At 41.3% G+C, this 17,112-nt stretch carries 18 protein-coding genes; 6 read left to right on the top strand and 12 right to left on the bottom strand.

Annotated features, from left to right (window positions below; genetic code table 11):
- Window positions 1-598: 598 nt before the first annotated feature.
- Together HKX40_RS10205 and lgt are read left to right on the top strand one after the other, a co-directional pair.
- Window positions 599-1,231: a LysE/ArgO family amino acid transporter gene (locus tag HKX40_RS10205; RefSeq protein ID WP_171589478.1), complete on the top strand. Its 633-nt coding sequence runs from the start codon at window positions 599-601 to the stop codon at window positions 1,229-1,231.
- A gap of 94 nt (window positions 1,232-1,325) precedes the next feature.
- Entirely contained in the window at window positions 1,326-2,105 is a 780-nt protein-coding gene (gene lgt, locus HKX40_RS10200; RefSeq protein WP_171589477.1) for a prolipoprotein diacylglyceryl transferase, read from the top strand.
- Between the two features lie 68 nt (window positions 2,106-2,173).
- Here the strand turns inward: lgt and HKX40_RS10195 are convergent, their stop codons facing one another.
- The 11 genes from HKX40_RS10195 to ribBA all read right to left on the bottom strand — a co-directional run bounded on the left by HKX40_RS10195 (window position 2,174) and on the right by ribBA (window position 10,202).
- Window positions 2,174-2,902 (bottom strand): SIMPL domain-containing protein, encoded by a 729-nt coding sequence (locus HKX40_RS10195; protein WP_171589476.1) that lies wholly within the window; start codon window positions 2,900-2,902, stop codon window positions 2,174-2,176.
- 395 nt (window positions 2,903-3,297) lie between these two features.
- Window positions 3,298-3,606, bottom strand: coding sequence for a cell division protein ZapA (locus HKX40_RS10190; RefSeq protein ID WP_171589475.1), 309 nt, complete (start codon window positions 3,604-3,606; stop codon window positions 3,298-3,300).
- A 2-nt stretch (window positions 3,607-3,608) separates the two neighbouring features.
- Window positions 3,609-4,001 carry a hypothetical protein gene (locus tag HKX40_RS10185; protein ID WP_171589474.1) on the bottom strand — a complete coding sequence of 131 codons (393 nt, stop codon included), beginning with the start codon at window positions 3,999-4,001 and terminating at the stop codon, window positions 3,609-3,611.
- 284 nt (window positions 4,002-4,285) lie between these two features.
- The gene (gene pyrF, locus HKX40_RS10180; RefSeq protein WP_171589473.1) at window positions 4,286-5,128 is read right to left on the bottom strand and encodes an orotidine-5'-phosphate decarboxylase; all 843 of its coding nucleotides are present in this window, start codon (window positions 5,126-5,128) and stop codon (window positions 4,286-4,288) included.
- A 15-nt stretch (window positions 5,129-5,143) separates the two neighbouring features.
- Window positions 5,144-5,530, bottom strand: a complete 387-nt coding sequence (locus tag HKX40_RS10175) for a diacylglycerol kinase (RefSeq protein ID WP_171589472.1) — start codon at window positions 5,528-5,530, stop codon at window positions 5,144-5,146.
- 197 nt (window positions 5,531-5,727) lie between these two features.
- The gene (locus tag HKX40_RS10170) at window positions 5,728-6,270 is read right to left on the bottom strand and encodes a CinA family protein (RefSeq protein ID WP_171589471.1); all 543 of its coding nucleotides are present in this window, start codon (window positions 6,268-6,270) and stop codon (window positions 5,728-5,730) included.
- A 19-nt stretch (window positions 6,271-6,289) separates the two neighbouring features.
- On the bottom strand, window positions 6,290-6,805 hold the full coding sequence (locus tag HKX40_RS10165) for a phosphatidylglycerophosphatase A family protein (RefSeq protein WP_171589470.1): 516 nt from the start codon (window positions 6,803-6,805) through the stop codon (window positions 6,290-6,292).
- 13 nt (window positions 6,806-6,818) lie between these two features.
- Complete coding sequence (gene thiL, locus HKX40_RS10160) at window positions 6,819-7,850, bottom strand: thiamine-phosphate kinase (RefSeq protein ID WP_171589469.1); 1,032 nt, start codon at window positions 7,848-7,850, stop codon at window positions 6,819-6,821.
- A 116-nt stretch (window positions 7,851-7,966) separates the two neighbouring features.
- Window positions 7,967-8,419 (bottom strand): transcription antitermination factor NusB, encoded by a 453-nt coding sequence (gene nusB, locus HKX40_RS10155; protein WP_171589468.1) that lies wholly within the window; start codon window positions 8,417-8,419, stop codon window positions 7,967-7,969.
- A gap of 11 nt (window positions 8,420-8,430) precedes the next feature.
- Window positions 8,431-8,943, bottom strand: a complete 513-nt coding sequence (gene ribH / locus HKX40_RS10150) for a 6,7-dimethyl-8-ribityllumazine synthase (RefSeq protein ID WP_171589467.1) — start codon at window positions 8,941-8,943, stop codon at window positions 8,431-8,433.
- Between the two features lie 113 nt (window positions 8,944-9,056).
- Window positions 9,057-10,202 (bottom strand): bifunctional 3,4-dihydroxy-2-butanone-4-phosphate synthase/GTP cyclohydrolase II, encoded by a 1,146-nt coding sequence (gene ribBA / locus HKX40_RS10145; RefSeq protein WP_171589466.1) that lies wholly within the window; start codon window positions 10,200-10,202, stop codon window positions 9,057-9,059.
- Window positions 10,203-10,349: 147 nt separating this feature from the next.
- Here ribBA and HKX40_RS10140 point away from each other — a divergent pair, with 147 nt between their 5' ends.
- The 3 genes from HKX40_RS10140 to HKX40_RS10130 all read left to right on the top strand — a co-directional run bounded on the left by HKX40_RS10140 (window position 10,350) and on the right by HKX40_RS10130 (window position 14,401).
- Window positions 10,350-10,832, top strand: coding sequence for a MarR family winged helix-turn-helix transcriptional regulator (locus tag HKX40_RS10140; RefSeq protein WP_171589465.1), 483 nt, complete (start codon window positions 10,350-10,352; stop codon window positions 10,830-10,832).
- A gap of 64 nt (window positions 10,833-10,896) precedes the next feature.
- On the top strand, window positions 10,897-12,414 hold the full coding sequence (glpD, locus tag HKX40_RS10135) for a glycerol-3-phosphate dehydrogenase (RefSeq protein ID WP_171589464.1): 1,518 nt from the start codon (window positions 10,897-10,899) through the stop codon (window positions 12,412-12,414).
- Between the two features lie 151 nt (window positions 12,415-12,565).
- Window positions 12,566-14,401, top strand: a complete 1,836-nt coding sequence (locus HKX40_RS10130) for a CYTH and CHAD domain-containing protein (protein WP_171589463.1) — start codon at window positions 12,566-12,568, stop codon at window positions 14,399-14,401.
- Window positions 14,402-14,566: 165 nt separating this feature from the next.
- Here the strand turns inward: HKX40_RS10130 and ftsY are convergent, their stop codons facing one another.
- Complete coding sequence (ftsY, locus tag HKX40_RS10125; protein WP_171589462.1) at window positions 14,567-16,174, bottom strand: signal recognition particle-docking protein FtsY; 1,608 nt, start codon at window positions 16,172-16,174, stop codon at window positions 14,567-14,569.
- Between the two features lie 238 nt (window positions 16,175-16,412).
- Between ftsY and rsmD the strand changes: the two genes are divergently transcribed.
- Complete coding sequence (gene rsmD, locus HKX40_RS10120) at window positions 16,413-16,988, top strand: 16S rRNA (guanine(966)-N(2))-methyltransferase RsmD (protein WP_171589461.1); 576 nt, start codon at window positions 16,413-16,415, stop codon at window positions 16,986-16,988.
- The last annotated feature ends 124 nt before the right edge of the window (window positions 16,989-17,112 follow it).

Below are 17,112 nucleotides of genomic sequence, written 5' to 3'. Positions count from 1 at the left end.
TTAAATCATCACTTAATCCGTCTAACGATATTGCTCGTTAGCAGCAAAGAACGTAATTATGAACTATCTAACTACATCCTGTCAAGCACTTTTTAAAAATATTTTTTATTTTTAAAACCACAATCAACTTCTTTCAGTCAATCACTCACTTGACCCCTCTTCACCTCTCAACAGTTTGTTGATTGCGTGAATCAGGAAAGATTCGCATTATGAACCCTTTTTACCCCCTTGGCAACCCCCTTTGATAAAAAATCCTATCCCCCTCCCCTCTCTCCCCCCTCCTATACCCCCCCATAAAACCTCCTATTTCCCCCTAAAAATCAACCCACTATCTACGTATTAACCCTATATCCCCCACTAATAAATAGTAGCAAAAATACAACAAATGCCCATTTTTTGAATGTTGTGAAAATGCAACTCCTTTCTAGTAAGTTTTTCCCCCTAGTCACTCCCATGCTAATTGCGGCAAATATACAACACTATTTTCTACTGCATATTTCCCTTATTGAAACCTATACGAATTCATAGCATGATTTACTTTCCTCATAAGAGGCTAAATCATTCATATTTTGTTTTGACCCATTTAGTAAGTTTAACAATGAGTACCGCTTTCATTTCTGGTTTTCTATTATGCCTATCCTTGATTGTCGCCATAGGCTCTCAAAATGCTTTCATTATTAAGCAAGGCTTAAAAAAAGAACATACATTCTGGATTAGTTTTTTATGTACCATTTTCGATATGATTATTATCGGCATTGGCACTTTTGGATTCGGTCACATTATTCTGTCCTTGCCATGGGCTTTGACAGCCATGCAATATATCGGGGCTGCATTCTTATTTGTATACGGTTTATTGCATTTGAAAAGTGCTTTCAAAGGTGGTCAATCACTCCAGACAGATGCAGAGCAAAAAAAGATGCCACTTAAAAAGGCAGTCCTTATCATTTGTGCATTAACATGGTTAAATCCTCACGTTTATATCGACTGTTTTTTTATTATCGGATCGGTAGCAACTAAATATGCAGAACACAGAATGGCTTTCTATCTAGGCAATATTACAGCCTCTACTATTTTCTTCTTTGCTCTAGGTTATGGAGCTCGCTTATTGCAACCAATCTTTAAAAAGCCTTTGTCATGGCAAATATTAGATTTTATTATTTTTGTCATTATGGTTAGCATAGCCTACTCTCTTATCATGACAGACATTCCTACTCCTTCCACATTGAACTGATTAAAGGAAAAGAGTTTTACATGCTTCTGCATTGAATAAGGTAAAATCATACTGCATCATGTTTTATAAATTAGATAAGTGAGTGACCAACTACATGCTAACATTTCCTCAAATTGATCCTGTTGCTATTGCCCTGGGGCCTATCAAAATTCATTGGTATGGCTTAATGTATCTACTCGCCTTTGCTTGTGCATGGGGATTAGGACGCTACCGTATTACTAAAGGTGCTTTGAATATCACCAAAGAGCGTTTTGAAGACTTGCTTTTCTATGGCATTCTTGGCGTTATTTTGGGAGGACGTTTAGGCTATGTAGCATTTTACCAGCCCTCCTTCTACCTCTCCCATCCTACAGAAATATTTGCCGTTTGGGATGGTGGCATGTCCTTTCATGGTGGGCTGATTGGTGTACTCACTGCCATGTTTTATTTTGCCCATAAAGAGCAAAAAACGTTTTTCCAAATTGCCGATTTTGTAGCTCCTTTAGTACCTCTTGGATTAGCATTTGGTCGTATTGGGAACTTTATTAACGGTGAGCTCTGGGGACGCGTTACAGACGTTCCTTGGGGAATGGTCTTTCCTCATAGCGATGGAGCTATTCGTCATCCCTCACAGCTTTATCAAATGTCATTAGAAGGGTTCACACTATTTATTATTTTGTGGATTTTTTCTCGTAAACCACGCCCCACTGGGCAAGTAAGTGCACTCTTTCTCATCGGGTATGGATTTTTCCGTTTCTTGGTTGAATACACTCGCGAGCCTGATGCATTCCTAGGTTTTCTTGCTCTAGGTTTAAGTATGGGGCAATGGTTATCATTGCCAATGATTATTGCTGGAATTGTACTGTTTATTGTAGCTAGTAAAAAGTCGTTATAAATTACTTCCCTTCATTGCATCCTTGCTCAACAAAGGGATATATAAAGCACAAAATTTTAAGTTATAAATTATTTCTCTTCATTGTATCCTTGCACAGTCCCTTCAATACTCAAGGATACAGGAATCTTTGTACTAGAAAGTTCTACAGAGTTACCATCATATGCTGCTGCCTTGCTCATCAAACCAATGCCTGGCATGTGAGGAACTCTGATAGGGCTATTTCCTAAATTAATATTCACCACATGATAATTAGTAAAACCAAAGGATTTCATAGCAGTTTCAGCTTTAAATTTAAAATCTGCTGCAGCTTGGGTAATCAAGCTATCTTCAACTTTTTTACGATTTTCATCGGATAAGAAGAACTGTATCCCATCTAGGGTCATATCATCTTTAACTGTGGCGATAAAGTCTTGGGCTTTTTGAAAGTCTTTAGAAATGACTATCACCTCACCACGCATTTCCCAACGAATATTTTTGTCCTTTTCACTAGTTTGCCAAAATCCATAATCCCCATTGGAAATCTGCAATTCAGAAACCTTTTTACCCTTATCAATCACCGCGTTAATGGCCTTATTTAATTCTTGAGTAAGCTGCTGCTGATTATCACCCACCACTTGTTTAGAAAAAACCAATCTTACAGTATCCGCATCAACTTCTTTTTGAACTGAAGCACTCAAATTCATCATCAATGTATGTCCACGAAGATGAGGGCGACCAGCTACATCAGCAGACATTGTATGGGCGGCACTCTCTTCAACCTGTTGTGCCAAAGCGGGAAGTGTACAAAAAGTAGCCATGCTACTAAGAGCTAGAGTTCTTATAAACATCATTAATCCTAAAAATTTTGAGGCTTACAAGATACCATAGCTTATGCAAATATGCTGTCTTTTGAAATAGAGCAAAACAACTGTACAGTAACGAGAACCCTTTAAAATAATCGAACGCAAAGTCAGATGAAAAAAAAGCGAGTCATAAAGACTCGCTTATAAAAGGGTTGCCCCACCTGTAGCGTCAAGGTCGGCACCTCGAACCCTAAAGTTCAAAGTTAGCAGACTGGAATAAAGCTTCGGGTTCATCGGACAAAAGCGACAATCACTCCCACTTTACTGATTTACTGCTTAGTGCCATATGCATAGGTAAGAGATGAATGACCAAGGTCACGACTACCGCAGGGCAAAAGCTACACTCAAAATCAGACAGCCTTTAGCTCATCAATAGTACTGTCTAACAAAGCATTGATTGACTCTATTTTACCCTGAAATTCACCAAATTGTATACCCTTAAATGGACCATCATCAGAAGCCACACTTAACACATCAGAGGCAAGCTTAATGCTCGCCATAATTGCAATACGCTCCACACTGAGATTGGGAGCAGATGCCTTGATAGATTGCATCAATTGATCCACATTTTTCACAGCAGTTAACAACTTATCTTTCTCTGATGCATCAACACTTAAGGTAAGATTACGATCCAGGATACTAATTTCTACTCGCTCCATTATTATTCTCCTGAAGTATTGGCATTAGTGGGTAAATTCTCAAATAAATGTGATACGCGATTACGCACCGACTGTACACTGGCTCTCCAAGTTTCTAAATCAGTTTTAGCTTTAGCAAGAGCACTTTCTAAATTCTGAACTTGGGTATTTAAACTTTGAACTTGTTCCTGCAATGTCGCGTTTTCCGTACGCACGCCCTCAGTCTGCGTCAACAAATCTGCACTTAACTGCTCAACTTCAGCCTCTTTTTCAGACAATTGTTGACGCAAAGAGGCCTCTGAAGCCTGAACAGTCTCAAGACGTGCTCTTAATTGATTTCTCTCCGCCAATAAATGATGGCTCAATTCTGATAACTGCCCCAACCGAGCAGCAATATGATCTAATTCGTGCAACATAGGCTTTAAAATAGCAAAAACGGTTATCCAAATCTACTGCTCATTTTAACTTGGTTTTAGGCAAGGTTTCAAAAATTCTATGCAAATAGACAGATTTATATCACTACCAACTATTTTAAAAACACTCATCATCGTTGGTAGCTATTAATAGTACTCATGAAAAAACGCCTATCATCGTTAGTAGTTATCGATAGTACATATGGATTGTCCACTACAGCGTATGTAGTATATTTCACTAACCACTACTATGAACCCTTGGTGATATGTCGACTTCGATAAACAACCTAGCGAGGAGCTAGTGACAAACTATGCCGTGCCTGATTAATCTCATCACGAGTATTAATTGCCATTTTAGTTGCCGCCTCACGCCAATCACTACCAGCACTAGCATATAAAATAGCTCGAGAAGAATTAATCAATACTCCCTCCCCTGCTGCATTACAGCCTGCTAGTACAGTATTGAGCACATCACCTCCCTGAGCACCGATACCGGGAATCAACAGGGGCATATCTGAGCCAACGACTTGGCGAACTTTTGCTATCTCTTCAGGGAATGTTGCACCCACTACTAGACCACATTGACCTGTGCGGTTCCATTTTTCAGCAACAAGTTTTGCTACATATAAATACAAAGGGGTGCCATCTGCTAACGTAGCAAACTGCAAATCAGAACCTCCTTGATTTGAGGTGCGACAAAGAATAATAACCCCTTTATCTTCCCATGCTAAATAAGGGTCAATAGAATCTGACCCCATATAAGGATTGACAGTGATTGCATCAGCCTGATAGCGTTCAAACGCCTCTCGAGCGTAATGTTCTGCAGTTGTGCCAATGTCACCACGCTTAGAGTCTAATACGATGGGCAAATGAGGGTAATTCGTTTTTATATATTCACAAATCCCCATCAGCTGTTCTTCTGCTCCTTGAGAGGCAAAATAGGCAATCTGCGGTTTAAATCCACAAGCATAAGGAGCAGTAGCATCAACAATCCCTACACAAAAATCATAAATTGCTTGAGGATTGTTTTTAAACTCCTCTGGGAAACGACTCGTGTCAGGATCTAGTCCCACCATCAATAAAGAGTTATTTTTCTGCCAAGCATCCTTAAGTTTATCGGTAAATTTCATAACAGCGTTGTTGCATTAAAAAAATCGTTTTACTAAAAAATAAACCCACGTCACAGTCACAAAAGTGAAGCACAAAAAAATCGCCGCGCTTGCCATATCTTTAGCTCGACCGATAAATTCGTCAAAATCATTGGTAATACGATCAGCTAAAGCCTCTATCGAAGAGTTAAGCAATTCAACTACAAGCACTAACACAAGTGTAGACAACAAAAATAAAATTTCAAAACCGCTCTGACCTAACACAAATGCCAAAGGAACTAAAAAAATGCAGAGAAATAGCTCTTGTCTAAATGCAGCTTCAAATGTAAAGGCAGCACGAAAGCCTTGAAGAGAATAACGAGTAGCATTCCAGATTCGCTTAATGCCTCGTTTACTTTTAAAAGGATTTTCTGATGTTGTCATAGTGAGTTTTTAGAAAGTCTTTACCTTGACATTTTAACAAAACCCCTATCTTTATGCAGTTATTCACTACATTTTTTCTTGTCAAAATTCACAACAACAATCACACAGGGTTTATTTGATAGATATGATTATTATGATATGTGCAGAGATTTAAAAACATTCACTTCACACAATGAATGCAACACAGGAAATCCTTTTTACCCCCGCTCTACCAAGGAAAGTAATACTTCCAACACATACTGTACTGATTGCCGGCGAATGGATAGCCTATCTCCTGAGAAAATTTTTGTGCTGGTATGAACAATGTCAACCTCCCCTTGTGGCATGCGTCGTGCAACACCAAAACAGACCATACCTACAGGCTTCTCTGCTGTACCTCCTGTAGGGCCAGCAACCCCAGTCGTACTCACTGCCCATTGCGTATAGTGATTAGCATAATCTTCCTGTGTCTGTATGTTATGCAATACCCCTGTTGCCATTTCGCCTGCTGTCTGTATGCTTACTGCACCATACTGCTGTAAGGTGTCCGCTGATACGCCCAGCACATCCATTTTAGCCTGATTGGTATAAGTAACAAATCCACGCTCAAACCATTGACTAGAGCCAGCTGTATCTATGACAGTACTTGCTACCAAGCCTCCTGTACATGACTCAGCAGTCGAAATCATGGCATGATGCGATAGTAAAACCTCACCAACTTTCTGGGAGAGAAGATTAAGAGAGTTGCTCTCATCACTCATGGCATACCTCTATTAGTATTTATACCCCGATTACTCTTACCAAAACAGCAATCACAAAAAGCGTATAAACCGCCGCTACAATATCATCCCACATGACACCAAAACCATTTTTAAAGCGTTCATCAAAAAAGCTAATTGGCCAAGGTTTAACAATATCGAAAAAACGAAAAATAATAAAAGCCCCTAACTGCCAAACAAGGGATAAGGGACTCATCACGAACAATACTAACCAAAACGCAATGATCTCGTCCCAAACAATACCACCATGATCCATGATTCCCATATCATTAGCAACACGCTGGCAGACGTAAATACCTAAAGCAAATCCTGCAAAAATAAGAACAGCTTGTAATATGTCGTTGGTCATTACCAAGCTAATCAATAGCCATAGTACCCACCCCATTAAGGTTCCCCAAGTACCAGGAGCTTTTCTAATCAGCCCAGACCCAAAACCAAACCCCACTATCCGGAAAATAGAACCTTTCATCCATGCAAAAGTAGGGTTATTAATTGGTTGTTCTACCTGTTGTATCATTTGTATATTCCACCTAGTTATCAAAAGGGGCAAAATGGTCAAATCCATGAGATGCCAACTTAACTGGTTGACCTTGTGCATCCACCACTGCCACTAGTCCCCCTAATGCCCCCTCTTTATTGGCACAAATTTCACCAATAGGCGTAAGGGGTATGGCTAATTGGTGTGATAAAGCATGCAACTTTCCCGTAGCAGAAGCAGGTGCTGTAAAGCATAACTCATACACATCACCACCAGCCAGCACTGCCTTTCGTCTCTGTATAACATCCATATCCAGCAAATGCGGACTAACTGGTAACTTCTCCTCGTATACTTTAGCACAGACTTGGCTTTGAGAGAGTATATGACCGAGGTCTTGTAACAATCCATCTGAAATATCCAACATAGCATGCGCCAATCCATGCAAAGCCAGCCCTAGACTAATACGTGGTTGAGGATATTCTAAGGCAGACCTTGTTCGTTCCAACAAGTGCAACTCCATTGCATTCAGAGTCTGTCCCTGGTGCTGTTTCAACAAACACTCCAATGCAATATGTGCGTCCCCTAGATACCCACTCACCCAAATTACATCCCCAACCTGAGCGGCACTACGAGTTAAATAGGGAGGAGTCACTTCACCAAACACGGTGACACTAATCGTCACTCCCTGCTCACTACGGGTCGTATCACCCCCAATAAGCGGGCATGCCATTTTATTGGACAAATGATAAAAACCTTGAGAAAACCTTTGTAGCCAATCCTCATCAATACGGGGCAAAGCCAAACCCAACAAACATCCAATTGGCTTGGCTCCCATCGCTGCCAAATCTGACAAATTAACTGCTAGTGCCTTATGTCCTAGTGCGTAGGGGTTCACATCGGAGAAAAAATGTCTCCCTTCTACAAGTAAATCTGTACTTGTAGCGATTTGTTTACCTTGGGGAGATGTAAAAATAGCACAGTCATCAGCCACACCCAGAATAACACCTGCACGTCGTGCCATATTATCAGGCTGTGCTTGTGTATGGGAAAAATAGCGTCGGATTAAATCAAATTCACCACTCACTTACCACCCGCCTTTGCGTATATCTCGCCTCTAATGAGTGGTGAGATATAGAAAAATGCCCTTCTGCTATAAAAAGGGGCATTATATGTGTCTATCAAACCAAAAACGGCAAGAACTTAACGTTGTTGAGCTTTAACCTCTACAGCACGAAGCTCAGCAGCCAATTTATCTAACACACCGTTGACAAATTTAAAGCCGTCTGTACCCCCAAACTCCTTAGTCAACTCAACAGCCTCATTAATCACCACTTTATAAGGAACTTCTTGCAACTCAGACAATTCAAAAGTGGCGAGTAATAGCACCCCATGCTCAATAGGAGATAGCTCATTAACAGGTCGATCAATAAACGGGGAAAACTTCTCACGCAAGGTATCTGCCTGGTCAAAAACCCCATACAAAATGGTCTTATACCAGGTCTCATCAGCTAAAGGAAACTCTTCCTGATTACGCAAGTGTGCATCAATAGCCCCTCGCTCTTGATAAGCACAACCACTAATAATCCAGGCATAAATCCCCTGTAGGGCATACTCACGAGCTCGACGGCGAGCACTTCGATTTTTTATACTCATTCTATTCCTAATTATTCTTCGTCATCAAAATCGTCTTCATCCTCGTCTTCATCATCATCAGACTCAGGAATCAAGGCTTCTGCTAGATTTGCCATTTCAACAGCACAAATAGCACAATCACGCCCTTTGGTTTCTGCACGCTCTTGAGCTTGCTCATCATTTTCGCAAGTAAGGATGCCATTAGCAATAGGAATATTCATATCTAAACCGACACGAGTAATCGCTGCAGCACTTTCATTACTCACAATTTCAAAATGGTAAGTCTCACCACGAATCACGGCTCCCAATGCGATTAAAGCATCAAATTCGTAGCTCAATGCCATTTGTTGCAAAGCCAAACCAATTTCCAATGCTCCTGGCACAGTTACAACCATGATTTGACGCTCATCAACACCCAACTTAGCCAATTCATCCAAGCAGGCGTCTAATTCCGCAAAACCAATTTCCTCGTTAAAGCGACCGCACACAATACCGATGTGCAAACCTTCACCGTTATGATTGGGTTCTAAAGTATAGGGTTTCATGATGGATTCCTTTTAAGAAAGACGTAAAAAACGAAAACGGCTTCTTTTAAATTAAAAAACGGCAATACACCGACTGTATTGCCGTATTATACTATCAAAATTTATCAAAAACGCTATGCGTTATCACCCGCATCAAATCCAGTGATAGTAAGCGAGTAACCCGCCATGCTTGGCATTTTACGTGGTACAGCTAGTAGACGCATCTTACCCACATGTAAATCACGTAAAATCTGTGCTCCAACACCGTAAGTTCGCAAGTCATAGCGTTCGGGATGGTTCTTGGATAATGCAGTCTCATCATTCCATGATTCCAAACGACTAAACAATCGGGTTTCAGAGCCCTGAGCATTAAGCAACACAACAACACCGCTAGGAGCTTTTTTAATTTTTGTCAATGCCTTGTCCATTGTCCAACTATGAGCACAACTCTCTGTATCAAGAAAATCCAAAGCTGTCACAGGCTCATGTACACGCACCAATGTCTCTTCCTCAGGAGAGATTTCTCCGTGTACTAATGCAATATGAGGGGCTCCAGATGCTTTATCACGATATGCAATCGCTTTAAATTCCCCCCACGGAGTTTGCAATGTCTTTTCGGCAATACGCTGTACCATAGACTCATGCTCGCTACGATATTGAATCAAATCTGCAATCGTACCAATTTTGATTTGATGTTCTTTGGCAAAAGCCTTTAAATCTGGTAAACGCGCCATCGTACCGTCTGGTTTTAAAACCTCACAGATAACTGCCGCTGGAGTTAACCCAGCCATCCGTGTTAAGTCGCAACCAGCTTCGGTGTGTCCTGCACGAATCAACACTCCCCCTTGAACTGCACGCACAGGAAAAATATGTCCAGGATGCACAATATCGGTAGGTTTAGCATTGGGGGCCACGGCTGCTTTAATTGTGCGCGCACGATCGGCAGCAGAAATCCCTGTAGTCACGCCCTCTGCTGCTTCAATAGAAAGCGTAAAATTTGTACCAAATCCAGAGCCATTACGGGTTGTCATCAGTGGCAAATCCAATTGCTCACACCGCTCTTGGGTAAGAGTTAAACACACCAACCCTCTTGCATGAGTCACCATGAAATTAATCGCCTCAGGCGTTACGAAATCGGCGGCCATCAGCAAGTCCCCCTCATTTTCTCTGTCTTCTTCATCTACTAAGATGACCATTTTGCCTTGACGTAAATCTTCTACAATCTCATTAACACTGGCGATGGGATAATCCACCACACTCACTGCTTCTTGAACCATCATTAGACCTATTAATAAAACTCACATTCAAACCGACATTGTACTCCCTTTTATCTTATAAGGATTAGTCCTAGTTTAAAGACACTGTTTTTTCTCGTATAACTATGTTTAATTTAATTTTAAAACAATGATGGTAAGAGAGGAGGTATTATGAAGTTTGAGAGAGATGCTCGCATTAGCACAGAAATCTGCGATAAGATGAAACTATGGCTACAACTACAAGGCTGTCACAACAAACTCCAAAACCACATACGTGACAAACTACGTCTACAATTTAATACAACCCTACCTCGTTTTGATGTGATGGCACAATTAGCACTTCACCGCAAGGGACTCAAAATGGGGGATCTCTCCTCCATCTTAATGGTCAGTAATGGCAATATAACCTCCATCGCACTACAACTAGAGAAAGATTTACTTGTTGAACGTATCACTAATGAATCTGATCGACGTAGTACCTTTATTCGTCTCACATCTAAAGGATTACGGCATTACCATAGAATTGAAAAAGCCTACCGTATATGGCTAATGGAGATTTTCCAAGAATTTCCCGATTTGCACACGAAAAAACTCTGTAAATCACTCTCAGATTTTAAGGAGACTATAGACAAAGTGGTAAAATCCCATAGTTAGTGTCAGGTTATCATTTTAGTACTGTCACTTGATGGATGTTTAACCCTTTTTTCGTAGTATTTTTATGTCATCTTCTAGCTCTCAACACCAATATGATATTTGCATCATCGGTGGTGGCATCAACGGTGTTGGTATTGCAAGGGACGCAGCAGGCCGAGGTCTAAAAGTGCTTGTTTGCGAACAAAATGATCTTGCCAGTGCCACATCTTCTGCCAGTAGCAAACTTATTCACGGTGGATTACGCTATCTTGAACATTATGAGTTTCGTCTTGTTCGTGAGGCTTTGTCCGAGCGTGAAACGCTCTTGGATATTGCGCCGCATCTTGTGCAACCGCTACGTTTTGTTTTACCTCACGAACCGCACCTTCGTCCTGCTTGGATGATTCGTTGTGGTTTATTCCTATATGACCATCTTGCCAAGCGTTCTGCACGCCTACCTGGTTCTTCTGGCATTTCATTAAGCAAAGAAAATGACTACGGTAAGGCTTTAAAAGACCACTATACGACAGGCTTTATTTATTCAGACTGTCAAGTAGATGACTCTCGTCTTGTTATCCTTAATGCTATGAGTGCACGTCAACATGGTGCAACTATACTGACACGAAGCAAAGTAACCGCTGTTTCTCATGATGATCAGCAATGGCATATTACTATCACTAAGGATAATGGTAGTTCATTCCAAGCATCCGCGAAAATATTAATTAATGCAGCTGGACCTTGGGTTTCCCAACTTGAAAAACTGATTCGCCCACAACAAGCAGCAGACAAACTACGTCTTGTGAAGGGAAGTCACATAGTGGTTCCCAAATTCTATCCTGGCAACCATGCTTATATATTACAAAACAAAGATAACCGTATTGTCTTTGCTACACCATTCCGTGATCATTTTGCCATGATTGGAACCACTGATGTAGATTACACTGGCGACCCTGCTAACGTCGTTATTAGTGAAGAAGAAATTCTTTATCTACTTGAGTTGATCAACGGCTATTTCACTAAACCACTTACACGTGCTGACGTGATTTCTGCTTGGTCTGGGGTACGCCCACTTTACAATGATAGCACTGGTTCTGCTTCTGCCGTAACACGTGATTATGTATTTGATTTAAGTGGAGGCAACAGCTCACAACCTCCATTGCTGTCTATTTATGGGGGTAAGATTACCACCTACCGTCGTCTAGCTGAACATGCTCTTGAAAAGCTGGCTCGCTTTACTGGCAAGCCCAAAGCGTGGACATCCACCGAAAAACTTCCTGGTGGAGATATTCAGACTCCAGAGCAATTTGCACAACAACTTACCCAACAATATCCGTGGATATCTGATGCACTCGCCATGCGCTACACCAAGGCTTATGGTAATTTAGTACATGCCTTTTTATCTGGTAATCAAGCTGATATGGGGCAAAACTTTGGGCATGATTTATATGCATCTGAGGTGAATTGGTTAATTGAGCAAGAATGGGCACTTTCTGTTGATGATATTTTATGGCGTCGTACACGATTGGGATTACTATTTACTCCCCAACAAAAAACCGTCTTGGAGAACTATATACAAGCTAAAGTTACCTCTATGAGCAATTAATCTTTTCATGTCTATAGCTCTTGTCTCTTAGATTAAGACTTTTATGACATGACATATTCTCATTGCTTTCCCTAATGAGACAAGGAAACCCTATCTATACACCAAGAAAGTGTTAAGATGGGGTTTTAATTTTACGTCCAATATTCACATTATGTCTGAACAAGAACTTAAATTGCATGTCCCACAGCATAGTCGCCATAAGATTCAAAAATATCTTGGCAAGGCTGACAAAATCAGCCTACGTGCCATGTATTTTGATACCAGCGACCGCCAACTCGCTAAAGCCAAGGTTGCTATTCGCCTTCGACAAGAAGGTGATGAATGGGTGCAAACACTTAAAATGGCTGGAGCTAATAGTTTAAGTCGTATTGAGATGAATCATCGTCGTCAAGGACCTGTATTAGATTTAAGTTTATATGCAGGCACTGCAGCTGAAACCATTCTAGCCAAGTTGACTAAACCACTAGAGTTGCGTTATGAGACAGACGTGCTACGTCTTTATAAGATACAACGCACCCGTACTGGACGTGTAGAAATTGCCTATGATACTGGTTTTATTCGTGCTGGACGTCTTGAATTACCACTTAATGAAGTTGAGTTTGAGCTTAAGTCTGGAGATGTCCAAGCTATTTTTGATATTGGTCTGCGTTGGATTAAGCAATATGACTTAATTCTAGACACTCGCACTAAATCTCACCGCGGAGATGCGCTGGCCTCTATGATGGCAAAAATTAATGAAGTGGATGATGAGTTTAAACCTCACGTCGAGTCTCAAGAAACTGCTCGCTTTTGGGCTGAGCGTAAAGCAAGACCCTATGCATTAGAAAAACATCTTAATTCAACACAAGCCCTTTGTCGCCTCACCGAAGAATGTATTGAACAAATAGCAATGAATGCAGCCTATTTAGCAGAGGTAGATACCGCAGGAGTACTGTCTGTCGCCTCTCCAGAGCATGTACATCAGCTTCGCATTGGTATGCGTCGCCTTGCTTCTAACTGGCGCTTATTTAATGGTGCAGCACATTTGCCTGACCTTGCATTACAGACACAGTTAAAACAATTTCTTGCTCAATTTGGGGCGACACGTGATACTGATGTCATGCTTGAATCTATCATGCCATCATTACAAAAAGCTGGTATGCCAAATATTGAGATTGATCACTACCAAGGCCGTAGTGCAACCGACATGGCACGTGACAGCCGTTTCCAAGTGTTCTTGGTAAAACTACTGGCTTGGGTGGCTACGACACCATTGACAGACCCAATTACCGAAGACAACATGGGCAAGGAGTCCAACCAACCAATCTCCAACCCACCTGAGTCTGGCACTATTGACTTTGGAAAAGAGGTTAATACAACAGAAAACGATACCAACTTAAATGCTCATGAGACTGATGCAGCAACAAAGTTTGCCTTACCCTCTCACACCACTATTGCAGATAACAGCGTAGACTCCAGTACTAATACAAATGCCCCTGCAACAACAGAAGCACTATCCAGCATCAGTGATCAAGGCATTATTACTACCACAGGACTTGAAGTAGCCACTGATATGCCCGCGATGAGTATCATCCCTCTCATTCCAAGTAAACAAGCACAACAAGGGCTACGTAAAACCCTAGAAAAACGCCTTAATAAATGGAATAAAGCAATTATCTCTCATTGGAAACATAACGACCGTAAAAATATTGAGGCTTACCATGATTTACGCAAGCGTATCAAACGTATGCGTTATGGTTTAAATGTTTACGAAGGGGTAGAAGGACACGCCAATCTAAACGCTTATGTCAAACGCCTTGCTCATGCACAAGAAGTATTTGGAGCACTGAATGATCATGCCACCGCCTTAAATTACTTTACCAGCATCACGGATAAACACCCTGAGGCATGGTTTGCAGTGGGCTGGTTATCTGCACAGTTGACCGATTTAAAACGGGAGGCAGATGTTGCATTAAAACGCCTACCCAAGAAAATTATTTTTGATTAATACCGAGCCCTATCATACTATCTAAACCATTGTCCAAATTGACCATTTGGACCGGCTTAATAGCCACTTCATAAGTAGCTTTATAGCAATAATAATCCCCTATAAAGAAGAATCAACATTCTATTCTTTATAGGGGATAAATAATGCATGCTTTGTAAACTTATGCTACTCCCCTAGCAAAGCCGAAGCAAACTCACTGGCCACAAAGGGTTGTAAATCGTGTAAAGACTCACCCACTCCAATCCAATACACTGGTATAGGACGCACACCTTGACTGCCAGCAGCTACTGCCGCAAGTGTACCACCTTTGGCTGTACCATCCAATTTAGTAACTACTAAGCCAGTCAGCCCTAATACAGCATCAAATGCACGAATTTGTGCAATGGCATTTTGACCTGTATTACCATCAACAACAAGCAATATCTCGTGTGGTGCGGTATTGTCTGCCTTTCCAATAACCCGTTTGATTTTCTTTAGCTCTTCCATGAGATGGGTTTGTGTTGGCAAGCGACCTGCTGTATCTACCATCACCACATTGGTCTTGCGAGCACGACCTGCATTTACAGCATCAAACGCTACCGCAGCAGGATCTCCCCCATCTTGAGCAATAACCTGTACATTATTGCGAGAACCCCATTCTATCAACTGCTCTCTCGCTGCTGCACGGAAAGTATCACCCGCGGCAAGTAATACACTAGCACCACTAGCCTGGAAATGATGCGCTAATTTACCAATAGAAGTTGTTTTTCCTGCACCATTGACCCCAGCAATCATCACCACATTGGTAATATCTTGATCCAACACAAAACGCTTCTCAAGTGGTTTAAGATGCTCCGTCAACAAGCCATGCAGAGCTTTTTTCACTTCTGCTGCATCTTCTATACGTTCTTTTTTTACTTTAGTGCGTAATTTGCTCAGTAAGGATTGTGTTGCTTCCACTCCGGCATCAGCCATAATCAGGGCTGTTTCAAGCTCCTCAAACAAATCCTCATCGACTTTAACACCAACGAATAAAGCACTAATCCCTGAACCTGTACGTGATAGGCTTTTTTTCAGACGAGACAGCCATGATTGCTTTTCCGATACTGGAGTGGCACTATGAACAGTTTCCTCACCGTTTTCATCACTATGGACTTCTGTGACTGTGGCTACAGTTTTACTGGACAGTGTCTCGCTTTCTTCCAAAGCACTAGTTATATCCCCTTTCTCATGTGGAACCTTCTCCGACTCAAGGCTTGAGTTCATCGTCATCTCTTTTATATCATTGCTATGAGTGACGATATTCTCAGGCTCCTCATTCTCATCATGGGCTGGGTCATCAGCCTCTAAAACCGCAGCAATCTCTTCAGATTCTGTTTGATAACGTAATGGACTATCTTCTGGAATTTCAGCAAGTGCAGCTGCCTCCAGTTCCTCATCAGAAATAGGAGGGGCAAAGTCATTAAGGTTAATTTTGATACGCACTTTACCATCAGAGCCAGGTGCAGGTAGGTCTGGTAGATTCGATACGGTAGGAACCGCAGGCTCTGGCACCACTGTGGGTGCAGGAATCTCTACAGGATTAGGTACAACCTCCACTGCCTGAGAATCTTCCTCTTTAAGTTCTACTTTACTCTCTAATTTCTCACTAGAAAGAAAAGAATTAGGAGTCTTAATCCCCTCTTCAGATACAACTTTTTCATGTGCTTGTTGTTCTACTACTTGCTCTTGCTGTGCTTTATCTTCAGTCTTATTCTTATCCCCTGAACGCCAACGTTTAAAAAAACTAAACATATCCCATACTTTCCTGAAAAATAATGACTACTTTTAATCCTCATATTTTAACGTTAAAAAAGAATTTTCCAACCTCATCAGCACTAATCTAATTTATACAGCTTGTATTATCTGGCTCCTAACTGACTGTTTTCTTTTGGGCATCTAGCTACTGACTCTGTCCTCTGTTGTCACTCAAATAAACGCTAAGCACATAAGATAGTATAATTCTGTCATTCTAATAGATAGTATTTCACCCATGGTCAAAGCAATCAAAAATACCCCTCAAAAGATTCGTATTATCGGCGGAAGTTTAAAACGTATGCAGCTACCTGTGGCTGATGTGCCTGGTCTGCGCCCTACGCCTGATCGAGTACGAGAAACCCTATTTAACTGGATACAACATCTCTGGCAAGGGCAATATGCAGACAAAGCTGTATTGGATTTATTTGCAGGGACTGGAGCATTGGGTTTTGAGGCAGCTTCCCGTGGTGTATCTCATGTACAAATGGTAGAGCCCCACCCCAAAGCATTACAGAATCTTCGTGCTATCAGAGATAAATTTAACTTATCACAAGTACGTATCCACAGTCATGATGCTCTACTAGTACTTAATCGCATGGATGCATCACGCTTTGATTTAGTCATGCTTGACCCACCATTTCAAAGTGACTTATTAGAGCAAGTAAAACCCTTTCTTCCCAACATCACCAAACCAAATGGGCTAGTATATATTGAATCTGATAAGCCACAAGCCCTACCTGCTCCATTTGAACTGATTAGAGAGTCAAAAGCTGGCATGGTGTTTTTCCATCTATTCGAATATGTAGAGTAACGTCAATTAATATACAACGGGCAGGTCTTACCCAGAACTTTATTGTGTCACCAGTATTCCCTGACGACGTTTTCATGCAATAAAGCGTTGCACTGCACAATATGCTAAAATGGGGGGAGTTATA

Origin of the sequence: Pelistega europaea, assembly GCF_013133775.1 — a bacterium.
Classification (GTDB): Bacteria; Pseudomonadota; Gammaproteobacteria; order Burkholderiales; family Burkholderiaceae_B; genus Taylorella; species Taylorella europaea.
Note: the sequence above shows the minus strand (reverse complement) of the source record. Positions and strands in the feature narration are given on the sequence as shown.